11 protein-coding genes and 1 pseudogene are annotated in these 10,629 nt (G+C 65.6%); 9 read left to right on the top strand and 3 right to left on the bottom strand.

Features of this window, described 5'->3' with window-relative positions:
* On the bottom strand, positions 1-736 hold a 736-nt coding region (locus V5A53_RS09460; protein WP_332313358.1), incomplete at its 3' end, for a metal-dependent hydrolase.
* Between V5A53_RS09460 and V5A53_RS09455 the strand changes: the two genes are divergently transcribed.
* Complete coding sequence (locus V5A53_RS09455) at positions 708-1,541, top strand: RNA ligase family protein (RefSeq protein WP_332313357.1); 834 nt, start codon at positions 708-710, stop codon at positions 1,539-1,541. The two genes, V5A53_RS09460 and V5A53_RS09455, sit on opposite strands and share 29 nt — an antisense overlap.
* A gap of 6 nt (positions 1,542-1,547) precedes the next feature.
* On the opposite strand, the gene V5A53_RS09450 is transcribed toward V5A53_RS09455, so the two are convergent.
* Complete coding sequence (locus tag V5A53_RS09450; protein WP_332313356.1) at positions 1,548-1,697, bottom strand: hypothetical protein; 150 nt, start codon at positions 1,695-1,697, stop codon at positions 1,548-1,550.
* Between V5A53_RS09450 and V5A53_RS09445 the strand changes: the two genes are divergently transcribed.
* The 8 genes from V5A53_RS09445 to V5A53_RS09410 all read left to right on the top strand — a co-directional run bounded on the left by V5A53_RS09445 (position 1,666) and on the right by V5A53_RS09410 (position 10,419).
* Complete coding sequence (locus tag V5A53_RS09445; RefSeq protein WP_332313355.1) at positions 1,666-2,454, top strand: response regulator; 789 nt, start codon at positions 1,666-1,668, stop codon at positions 2,452-2,454. The genes V5A53_RS09450 and V5A53_RS09445 overlap by 32 nt on opposite strands.
* Positions 2,455-2,503: 49 nt before the next feature.
* A complete protein-coding gene (gene rnhB / locus V5A53_RS09440) occupies positions 2,504-3,136 on the top strand; it encodes a ribonuclease HII (protein WP_332313354.1) in 633 nt (210 codons plus the stop codon).
* An 88-nt stretch (positions 3,137-3,224) separates the two neighbouring features.
* The gene (locus V5A53_RS09435; RefSeq protein ID WP_332313353.1) at positions 3,225-4,265 is read left to right on the top strand and encodes a complex I NDUFA9 subunit family protein; all 1,041 of its coding nucleotides are present in this window, start codon (positions 3,225-3,227) and stop codon (positions 4,263-4,265) included.
* Positions 4,266-4,383: 118 nt separating this feature from the next.
* Complete coding sequence (locus V5A53_RS09430) at positions 4,384-5,556, top strand: tubulin/FtsZ family protein (RefSeq protein WP_332313352.1); 1,173 nt, start codon at positions 4,384-4,386, stop codon at positions 5,554-5,556.
* Entirely contained in the window at positions 5,543-6,301 is a 759-nt protein-coding gene (locus V5A53_RS09425; RefSeq protein ID WP_332313351.1) for a hypothetical protein, read from the top strand. The genes V5A53_RS09430 and V5A53_RS09425 overlap by 14 nt, the downstream gene beginning before the upstream one ends.
* Positions 6,302-6,904, top strand: a complete 603-nt coding sequence (cofC, locus tag V5A53_RS09420; RefSeq protein ID WP_332313350.1) for a 2-phospho-L-lactate guanylyltransferase — start codon at positions 6,302-6,304, stop codon at positions 6,902-6,904.
* Positions 6,905-7,208: 304 nt separating this feature from the next.
* On the top strand, positions 7,209-8,318 hold the full coding sequence (gene cofG / locus V5A53_RS09415; RefSeq protein ID WP_332313349.1) for a 7,8-didemethyl-8-hydroxy-5-deazariboflavin synthase subunit CofG: 1,110 nt from the start codon (positions 7,209-7,211) through the stop codon (positions 8,316-8,318).
* Between the two features lie 31 nt (positions 8,319-8,349).
* Positions 8,350-10,419, top strand: a complete 2,070-nt coding sequence (locus V5A53_RS09410; protein WP_332313348.1) for an adenosylcobalamin-dependent ribonucleoside-diphosphate reductase — start codon at positions 8,350-8,352, stop codon at positions 10,417-10,419.
* Positions 10,420-10,431: 12 nt separating this feature from the next.
* Here V5A53_RS09410 and V5A53_RS09405 read toward each other — a convergent pair.
* Positions 10,432-10,629, bottom strand: a pseudogene (locus V5A53_RS09405) (7,8-didemethyl-8-hydroxy-5-deazariboflavin synthase subunit CofH); the annotation flags it as partial.

Raw genomic sequence — 10,629 nt, 5'->3', positions numbered from 1 at the left:
CGACCACACCATCGTAGAGCGTCCGAAGCCCCGGCATCCGGTCGTATGTCCAGACGCTCGCGGCGACGATGAACAGTCCGAACTCGAACAGCCCCATCGGGGTTTGCGCGCCGGTAATCAGCATCTCCAGAATCGAGTAGCCGGACTCCGGCGACTGTTCGATGAGCGGCCAGACGAGATAGGCCAAGGCACTCCACTCTCCGGCCAGTGCCGAATACAGGCCGTCCGAAGCCAGATGGGAGAGATAGCCGACGGCGAAGGCGACGCCGAGTTCATCGCGTTCGTAGTGGCGCGCTAGTACGACACCGACGAGAACGAGTCCAGTCGCGATAAACAGCGAGTGAAAGAACGACCGGCCTGTGGGAATCAGGCCGAACTGGAAATACCAGCCGAACGGCTTGTCGATGATATCGGGGAACTGCGTCCCGATGGCAAGAGCCAAGACCGGCCCACCGGGCGGTATTCCCTTGCCACGAGACCGAACGACTGCCGCATAGAGGAGATACCCGATAGCAGCGTGGCCCCATGGAAGCATGTACCCTATATCGGTGGCTGGAAGGCCTTCAGTCGTCGGGTCCGAACGTTCCGCGGCCTGTCGTGTCTCTTCTCGATTGTAAGGGTGTCCCAGTTTGGGCCACAGATGGGAGTTCTCTCGACGCATCGACGGCAGGCTTACGGGGTCGCCAACGAACTCTACTGATGACCCTATGAAGAACGCGCCGCCGACGCCGCCCATCGACGAGGCGCCCGACTCCCTCACCGAACGGGGCCACCTGTGGCTACTCGAGTATATCGACGGCGCTCCGTTGCGGTTCCAGGTGCGGGAATCGGGCCTCATCCGCTTCGGCGACGACGACCGCGTGTTCCATCCCGAAGAGATTCCGGTCCAGTACCACCACGCCGTCCGATACGTCCGCGAGCATCTCGACCGGGATGCGCTCCGACGCGCCGTCGACGACGTCGAGGATTACGTCTTCTTCGGGACGGCGACCTACCGCCAGAATATCGACTACGACTGGGCGCGGCTCCCTTCCTTCGTCGGGACGGACGTCTGGTCGGGTGACGACGGACGATATCTCACCTTCGACACCGTCGAGAACGCGCTCGACCGACTCGGCCTTGACGCGGTGAACGCCTTCGAGCGCGAACTCCCCGCACGGGACTTCGACCCCGACTCGTACACGATTCCCGAATCGGCGTGGTACGACGGTCCCGCGGCCGGTGTGGTCGTCCGCAACAAACGCGGCCAACGCGGGCAGATACTTTCGGCTGATACCGAGTCCGCCGACGCTGGAGCCATTGACCGAACCGCCGACGAGATCGCTGCGGAATCGGCTACAGAGGAGCGATTCGCGACCGTCGAACAGCGGCTTCACCGACGCAACGAGGCGGTCACGGTCGACCAGCTCGCCGAACGTGTCTTCGAGGCTATCCTTCGAGAGCAGTACCAGCCCCTCGTTCGGGGGCCGGAAAGCGTTGCCCTCGATGATCTTCGGGCAGCCGTAGCGACGCGAGCTCGGGCCTACTTGGGTTACAGTTGACGCCGATTACCGGAACTCGTTGATTTCGAGGACGAGGTCCGACCACAGCCACGCGTCCGACTCGTCCGGGTCGTAGATCACGCACGCGCCATCGTCGACGATCCGTGATTCGAGGTCGACGGGCGTGTGGTCGTCAGCGTCGCTTCCTATCGACATACTCGTCGCTCCGCGGAGGCCCTTGAAAGTTATTGGCCGTATTCGGGCCCAAATTCGGAACGAAAACGCCGACCCTCGGGGACGAACGCGTGCCGACTCCGGCGCTACACTCGAGACGACGGCTTCCGACCCGTTTCAACCGGGAATTTATCATCGTTCACGCCCCGTACTCCCACACGAGCCCCTACGCTACCCTCATACGAGTCAAGACGTCATTCTCGTCGTCGAGGACGAGCCCGATCTCGCGGACCTGTACAGCGGCTGGCTCTCGGAGAAGTATCCGGTGCGAGTCGCTCACGACGGCTCGGAGGCCATGCAAAAGTTCGACGAGGACGTCGAGATCGTCCTGCTCGACCGACAACTGCCGGGGATGGACGGCGACGCCGTCCTCTCGCTCATCCGGGACCGGGACCCCGAGTGTCAGGTCGCGATGGTCACCGCCGTCGAACCCGACGTCGACGTGGTTGACATGGGCTTCGACGCCCACATCACCAAGCCGATTCGCGAAGAGGACATCTTCCAGCTCGTCGACCACCTCCTCCATCGGCGGGTCTACGACGACAACGTTCGCAAACTCTTCGCGGCCCTCTCGAAGCAGATCGCCCTCGAGAACGAACACGACCCCGAGGAACTGGCCGAGGACCCACAGTATCAGTACCTGCTGGCCCGCATCGAGAAACTCCGCGAGGAGACCTCGGACCTCGCCGAGCAGTTCGACGACGAGAACTTCCAGACCGCGCTGTCCTCGCTGAAGTAGCGTCGCCGGGAACACAATATTTTTCGAGTATCGCCGCTCAGCCGTTGCTATGGAATTCGGCGTCGACGAGGCCGGCAAAGGCCCCGTGTTAGGGTCGATGTTCGCTGCCGCGGTCCGGGCGCCGCGGGCGGCCTTGCCCGAGGGCATCGACGATTCGAAGCGGCTCTCCGACGCCAAACGCGAAGCGTTGGCCGAGCGGATTCGCGATGACGACCGCATCACCGTCGGTATCGCCGAAATCTCACCGGAGCGCATCGACGCCGGGAACATGAACGACCTGACGGTCGCCGCCCACGCCGAGGCGCTGTCGGGCGTCGTCCGGTCGGGCGATATGGGCGTCTGTGACGCCGGCGACGTCGATGCCGACCGCTTCGCCGACCGGGTCGAGAGCCGACTCGATGTCGGTGCGACGGTGACCGCCGAACACGGCGCCGACGCAGCCGACGAACTGGTGGGTGCCGCCAGCATCGTCGCCAAGAGCGCCCGCGAGGCCCACGTTGCAGCCCTCGACGCGCGGTTCGAGGGGGTCGGCAGCGGCTATCCGAGCGACCCGACGACCCGGGAGTTCCTCGCGACCTACGTCGACGCCAACGGCGAACTGCCCGCGTGTGCGCGCACGTCGTGGTCGACGTGTGCGGACGTGCTGGCGGCGGCCGAACAGTCCGGTCTGGACGACTTTTAAATGGTCGGCGAGGAGCAGCCTCGGGGAATACCCCCGCTGGTTGCCTCGCCACGACCCTTTATGTCGTCTCCGCGAGTACGTAGTTTATATGCGAATCCTTGTCGTGGGCGGTACGGGCTTCATCGGTGAGACACTGTGTCGTGAACTCCACGGGCGGGGCCACGAGGTGACGGCACTGGCGCGGGACCCCGAAGAGGCCGACCTGCCGGCGGGCGTCGAGCGAGTGATGGGCGACGTGACGGCCTACGAGTCCATCGAGCCGGCGTTCGAGGGTCAGGACGCCGTCGTAAATCTGGTGGCGCTGTCGCCGCTGTTCCGGCCGAACGGCGGCAACGAGATGCACTTCCGCATCCACCGGGACGGCACCGACCACGTCGTCCGGGCCGCAGAGGAACACGGCGTCGAGAGGCTCGTCCAGATGAGCGCGCTCGGTGCCGACCCCGACGGCAATACGGCCTACATCAAATCGAAGGGCCTCGCTGAGGGTATCGTAAAAGAGTCCTCGCTCGATTGGGTCATCTTCCGGCCCTCGGTCGTCTTCGGCGACGGCGGGGAGTTCATCCCCTATACGAAGCAGCTGGCGACGCCCTATCTGACGCCGCTGCCGGGCGGCGGCAAGACGCGGTTCCAGCCCATCTGGGTCGGCGACCTCGTGCCGATGCTCGCCGACGCTATCGGGGGGAAGGCCCCCGACGAAGACGAGGCGGAATCCGAAACCGAGGATGGCGAACTCGACGAGGAACTGACCCCGGCAATCCGGGCGGTTGGCGAGGGCGAAGAGGAGCATACGGACCCCCACGTCGGTCAGATCTACGAGATCGGTGGTCCCGAAGTGCTGACGCTCGCGGAGGTGGCTAAACTCGCCCATGCGGCCGACGACAAGCCCGTCGATATCGTCCCGATCCCGATGGCGCTGGCGGGCATCGGCCTCAAGTCGCTGGATTACCTGCCGGAATCGGTTCTCGATGCCCTCCCCGGGGTGCCGCGGATGGGCTCGGACCAGTTCCGCTCGCTGCAGTTCGACAACACGACCGACGATAACGACGTGGCGGCCTTCGGTGTCAGCGAGGACGAACTGACGACCGTCCCCGAGTACCTGGGCGTGAACCTCGAAGAAATAGACGTCTGAACAGGACGTGGCAAGCGCTGACGTGTGTCAGACGATTCGAGAGGTGAGAGGCCCTTGCGCTTCGATTTGGGCCGAAAGCTTATCCTTCCCGTGGTACGCTATCGGGACAAGTAACGATATGAAACTCGCAATGATCGGCTTCGGGCAAGCCGGCGGGAAAATAACCGACCGGTTTCTCGAATACGACTCTACTCGCGGTACTGGCATCATCGGCCACGCCGTCGCGGTGAACACGGCTAAAGCCGACCTCATGGGCCTCGATTACATCCCCAAGGAAAACCGCGTTCTCATCGGGCAATCGGTCGTCAAGGGCCACGGTGCGGGTACCGAACCCGAACTCGGCGAGCGATGTGCGCGGGAGGACATGGAGGAGATCCAAAGCGCCATCGACCAGATGACGAGCAGCGAGATCGACGCCTTCCTCATCATCGCGGGCCTCGGCGGCGGCACCGGCAGCGGCGGCTCGCCCGTCCTCGCGGAACACCTGCAGCGACTATACGTCGAACCCGTCTACGGGCTCGGCGTTCTTCCGGCCCGCGACGAGGGTGGTATCTACAACCGCAACGCCGCACGTTCCTTCCAGGAGTTCACCCGGAACGTCGACAATATGCTCGGCTTCGACAACGACGCCTTCAAAACCGGCGGCGAGAGCCTTGGTGAAGGCTACACCGAGATCAATACCGAAATCGTCTCCCGTTTCGGTGCGCTGTTCTCCGCGGGCGAGGTCGAAGCCCTCGGCGACGACGTGGCCGAAAGCGTCGTCGACGCCTCCGAGATCATCAACACGCTCGGCGATGAGGGCATCTCCAGTGTCGGCTACGCCAGCGAGGAGGTCGAAACCGAACAAAAGGGGCTGCTCGGCCGACTTCGCGGCGGTAACGACGACAACGGCCTCGAAAGCTCCGGCGACGCCACAAACCGCATCACGTCGCTGGTTCGCCGGGCGACGCTCGGCAAACTCACCCTGCAGTGTGAGGTCGACAGCACCGAGCGCGCGCTGCTTCTCGTCTCCGGCCCGCCGGACGCCCTCAACCGGAAGGGCATCGACAAGGCGCGGAAATGGCTCGAGCAGAAGACCGGGTGTATGGAAGTCCGGGCCGGGGACTATCCCCTGCCCAACGAGGACCGGGTCGCTGCCATCGTCGTCCTCTCCGGCGTAACGGAGGTGCCCCGCGTCAAGGAGATGCAACGGACAGCCATCGAGGCCGAGGAGAACGTCGAACAGCTCCGAGCCAAAAGCAAAGAGGACTTAGAGGACCTTATCGAATACGGCGACGATGAAGAGCAGTAAGCTACTGTCGCTCCTCGTCGCCGGGTTACTCGTGTCGTCGCTGGCCGTCGGTTCGGCGGCTGCCGTCGACAGCTCGCCCGAGGAGCTTCCCGAAGAGTCCGAAGTCGGTACCGAGTACGAGGCCACCTTCGAACTGACCAACCTGTTCGACGAGTTCGAACAGTGGACGCTCAACGGTGAGACCGAACTCACCAACGTCACGTGGACGGTCGTCCAGTACGACCAGGCCGGCAACCAGGTCGACCAGACCTCCACGGACGGCCAGGAGTTCAACGAGGATATCAACATCGACGACGGCACCAGCCGCATCGAGGTGCAGATCACGGGTACGACGCCCGAGATCGGCAACCTGAGTTACGACCCCGAAGAGCGCTTTACGGCCGCCAACTTCACGCAGGTCCGCGAGGGCGGCACCCAGCAGGACATCGCCACCCACGACGCCCACCACTACACGGCCGATAGCAAGGAGGCCCGCAACGCTATCGACGACGCCAGCACAATCGTCGAGGGATCCGGCGATTCCGAGGCCGAATCGTCGCTCCAGAGCGCTATCTCGGCCTACGAGGCCGGCAACTTCGACAACGCCATCAGCCTCGCCAACCGCGCCGAAGACGAGGCGACCCAGACCCAGACCCGACAGAGCTTCCTGCTCTACGGGGCGGCAGCGGTCGTCGTCCTCCTGCTTTTGGGTGGCGGCTACTACCTCTACAAGTCCCGCCAGCAGGGCCCGAGCCGACTCCGGTAGATGGACACCCTCGTTCCGTTCGCAGCCACCGAGCCGAAAACCCGCCTCGACGACACCTTCTCGGCGGACGAACGGGACGACTTCTCGCGTGCGATGCTTCTCGACGTCTGTGAGGCCGTCAGCGACGCCGGCGGCGACCCGACCGTTCTCTCGACCGCAGAGGTGGGCTGTCCGTATCCTGTCGTCGTCGACGACCGGCCGCTTTCAGAGGCAGTCAACGCCCGCCTCGAACCGCCGACTGCGGTCGTGATGGCCGACCTCGCGTTGGCGACGCCCGAGGCCATCGAACGGCTCTTCGAGACCGACGCCGAGGTGGCCATCGCGCCGGGCCTCGGCGGCGGCACGAACGCGCTGGTCGTGCGCCATCCCGAGTTCCGCGTCGACTATCACGGTACCTCCGTCCGGGACCACCGCGACATCGCCGCGGAGGTCGGTGCCTCGACGGCGACGGTCGATTCCTTCCGCCTCGCGGTGGACATCGACGAGCGGCGGGACCTCGCGGAACTCCTCTTGCATGGCGAGGGGCGGGCCAAACGGTGGCTCGAAACCGCCGGCTTCGAACTCGATTCGGGGACCGGGCGAACGCTCGTCAGCCGGGAGTAGCCCTTCGAGGGAATGGAGGCCGCGTTTGTCGGGGTGCCAAATATTTTGACCACTCCCAGCGAACATAACAGGTGCGTGGGGGACCCACTCCTCGCGCGGGACCGCGTGACGACCCGGCCATCGGTCGAGGGCACCCTGATACGGATCGTTGTAGGCTTTCACCGCCGAGCGCTACCGGGCGCTCGTCGGCAATTCGTTACAACGATCCGTATGAACATCGCTGGGTCGTCGACCTCCCGTTTTCGACGCCGATCCATCGCCCGACGGCGAGCCTTTTAATGCCATCACTCACACAGAGTCGAGTGTGTTCGGCGCCGAAGACTACGGTCGGGAGGTTACCGTCGACGACGCGGACGTCGAGCGACTGCTCGATGTCGGCCCCGAGGACGTCGAGGCCGCGCCGGAACTCTCCTTCGCGCGCAACGTCTTCGTCCCGCTGACGACCGCCTGCCGCTATACCTGCACGTACTGCACCTACTACGATCCGCCGAAACAGGCGTCGCTGCTGTCGCCCGACGAGATCCGGGACATCTGCGAGCGCGGCGCCGACGCCGGCTGTACGGAGGCCCTATTCACCTTCGGCGACGACCCCGACGACCGCTACACCCGGATTCACGAGCAGTTAGCGGAGTGGGGTCACGATTCGATTCACGGCTATCTCCGGGAAGCCTGTGATATCGCGCTGGACTGTGGCCTGCTTCCGCACTCGAATCCCGGCGACCAGACGCGCGAGCAGATGGAACTGGTCGCCGACGTCAACGCCTCGATGGGCGTCATGCTGGAAACGACCGCCGAGGTACAAGCCCACGGCGGCCCCCGGAGCAAAGAGCCCGGCCAGCGGCTCAACACCCTCGCCGTCGCGGGGGAGTTGGGCGTGCCCTTCACGACCGGCATCCTCGTCGGCGTCGGCGAGGACTGGCGGGACCGCGCCCAGAGCCTGCTGGCCATCCGCGAACTCCACGAGCGCTACGGCCACATCCAGGAGGTCATCGTCCAACCCGTCGTCGACAACGAGCGCTGGCAGGGAGGCTCGCCGGACCGCGAAGACATGCGCCGCGTGACGGCGATGGCCCGGTTCGGCCTGCCCGACGAGATCAGCGTCCAGTCGCCGCCCAATCTCGCGCCCGTCCGCGAGTTGCTCGACTGCGGTGTCGACGACCTCGGCGGCGTCTCGCCGGTGACCGACGACCACATCAATCCCGAGTACAAGTGGCCCGCCCTCCGCGAGTTGGAGGACATCGCCGCGGAAGCTGGCGTCCCCCTCACCGAGCGCCTGCCGGTCCACGAGCGATACGTCGAAGAGGGGTGGCTCTCCGAGCGCATCGAGCGCGAACTCCGGGCCGACACCGACGCCGGGCGACGCTACCGCGACCGGTTGGCTCGCGAACTTCCCCCGTACCCGAATTCGGACTAGCTTTTCCCGTCTCCGGGCCCCAGAGTCGGGTATGGAACTGCCGGCCAAGCGGACGACCGGCGAGACGATTGCCGAACGCCTCCCCGAGACGGCCCGCGAGCAGGTGCTTCCGGCCCGATATCTCCAGCGGGACGCGACCGGCGAGGTGACCGAAACGCCAGCCGAACTCTTCGAGCGAGTCGCCCACGCTGTCGGCCGGGCGGAGGGCGAACACGGCGGCGACCCCGGCCTCTGGGAAGAGCGCTTCCGCGAGATGCTGACGGACCTCGCCTTTCTGCCGAACTCGCCGACGCTGATGAACGCTGGCACGGAGTTGGGCCAGTTGGCGGCCTGTTTCGTCATGTCGCCGGACGACGACCTCGGAAGCGTCTTCCGGACGGTCCGCCGTGCCGCTCGCGTCTTCCAGAGCGGCGGCGGCGTCGGCTACTCGTTTTCGCGGCTCCGACCCCGTGGCGACCCCGTCGCCGAAACCGACGGCGTCGCCGGCGGCCCCGTCGCCTTCATGGGTGTCTTCGACGAGATGTGCGAGGCCGTCAAGCAGGGCGGCAAGCGACGCGGCGCCCAGATGGGCGTCCTCCGGGTCGACCACCCCGACATCGGCCGGTTCTGTGTCGCCAAACGCGAGTCGGACGCGCTGACGAACTTCAACGTCTCCGTCGCCGTCACCGACGAGTTCGTCGAGGCGGTCGCGGCCGGTGAGGATTATCCGCTCGTCAACCCCCGGACGGGCGACGTTCACGAAGTGACGGCGGCAACCGCGCGGTTTTATAACGAGAGTTTCGCCGACGAGAGCGAGGCGGCCGTCCCGTCGAACCTCTGGCGCGATTACGCCGACGACATCGAGGGCATCGACGCGTTCCGGGGCGACCTCGTGACCGTCGGCGAACCGATGGAACTGCCGGCCGACCTCGTCTGGCGCCTGCTCGTCGACGGCGCGTGGCAGAGCGGCGAACCCGGACTGTTCCACATGGACGCGGCCAACGGCGATCACACCTTCGACGTCGATGCACACCCAAAGCACCGCATCTACGCCACCAATCCCTGTGGCGAGCAACCCCTAGAGGAGTTCGAGGCCTGCAACCTCGGGCACGTCAACCTCTCCGTACTCGCGACCGAAGACCGGCCGCTATGGCCCGATTTCGAGGCCGACGGCGACCTGAGCGACCGTATCGACGCCTACCTCGATGCCGCTCTCGACGGCGAGCGCCTCGACCGCCTCGTCCGCTGGGGCGTCCGCTTCCTCGACGATGTAATCACCATCTGTGACTACCCGCTGGAGCGCATCGCCAACGTCGTCGACCGCACCCGGAAGGTCGGTCTGGGCGTGATGGGCTTCGCGGAACTCTGCTGTCAGTTCGGAATCCGGTACGGCTCCGACGCCTCCATCGAACTCGCCGAGCAGGTGATGGCCCGCATCGACCGCGTGGCGAAGACTGCGAGCCACGAACTCGCCGAAGAGCGCGGGGCCTTTCCCGACTACGAGGAATCGAAATACGCCGACCCGACCGCCTACGCCGAGTGGTTCCGCCGGCACACGAAACGCGACCCCGACGACCACGCCGACGGCTTCCCGATGCGGAACCACGGCGTTACGTCCATCGCGCCGACGGGGACGACGAGCATCATCGCCGGCACCTCCGGCGGCTGTGAACCCATCTACGACGTGGTCTACCTGCGGAGGGCCGGACGGGACGTCGACCCCGAGCGCATGGTGCAGGTCGACGACTACTTCGAGCGGGTACTGGCGGCCAACGGTATCGACGTCGACGAGGTGCGAGCGATGGCCGCGGAACTGCTGACGAGCGGCGACTACGACGGCCCACGCGACCTGCCGATCCCCGACGAGATGGCCGATCTCTTCGTCCGGGCCCACGACGTGCCCCCCGAGGCCCACGTCCGCGTGCAGGCCGCTTTCCAGAACCACGTCGACGGCGCCGTCTCGAAGACCATCAACCTGCCAGCCGATGCCGACCGCGAGGCCGTCGGCGACGCCTACCGACTGGCTATCGACGAGGGGTGTAAGGGAATCACCGTCTACCGTGCCGGCGCCCGTGAGGGGCAAGTACTGTCGGCGAGCGACGACGGTGAAAACGGTGGATGATAGACCCGGCTCTCAGAGCAACGGCGTCCCGTCGGCCTTCGGCCCGAGTTTCGGCCCAACGTCCGCGTCCTCATCGATGACGCGGCGCTGCTCGTAGTCGGTCGACCGCTCGACCGGCACCCGGCCGATGGAGCGAATCATATCGACGTACTCCTGGAACGAGCGGAACTCGCCGTAGTCGCCGCCGGCGCGCTTGGTGATCTCCTCGGA

This window comes from Natronomonas sp., from assembly GCF_036625485.1.
Classification (GTDB): domain Archaea; phylum Halobacteriota; class Halobacteria; order Halobacteriales; family Haloarculaceae; genus Natronomonas.
This window is presented reverse-complemented; position numbering and strand designations above follow the sequence as displayed.

Bases quoted from the DNA above. Each gene is read 5' to 3' on its own strand.
- V5A53_RS09425 (WP_332313351.1), top strand. From the start codon at position 5,543: ATGAAGAGCAGTAAGCTACTGTCGCTCCTCGTCGCCGGGTTACTCGTG.
- V5A53_RS09410 (WP_332313348.1), top strand. From the start codon at position 8,350: ATGGAACTGCCGGCCAAGCGGACGACCGGCGAGACGATTGCCGAACGC.
- V5A53_RS09430 (WP_332313352.1), top strand. From the start codon at position 4,384: ATGAAACTCGCAATGATCGGCTTCGGGCAAGCCGGCGGGAAAATAACC.
- cofC (WP_332313350.1), top strand. From the start codon at position 6,302: ATGGACACCCTCGTTCCGTTCGCAGCCACCGAGCCGAAAACCCGCCTC.
- V5A53_RS09435 (WP_332313353.1), top strand. From the start codon at position 3,225: ATGCGAATCCTTGTCGTGGGCGGTACGGGCTTCATCGGTGAGACACTG.
- rnhB (WP_332313354.1), top strand. From the start codon at position 2,504: ATGGAATTCGGCGTCGACGAGGCCGGCAAAGGCCCCGTGTTAGGGTCG.
- V5A53_RS09450 (WP_332313356.1), bottom strand. From the start codon at position 1,697: ATGTCGATAGGAAGCGACGCTGACGACCACACGCCCGTCGACCTCGAA.
- V5A53_RS09455 (WP_332313357.1), top strand. From the start codon at position 708: ATGAAGAACGCGCCGCCGACGCCGCCCATCGACGAGGCGCCCGACTCC.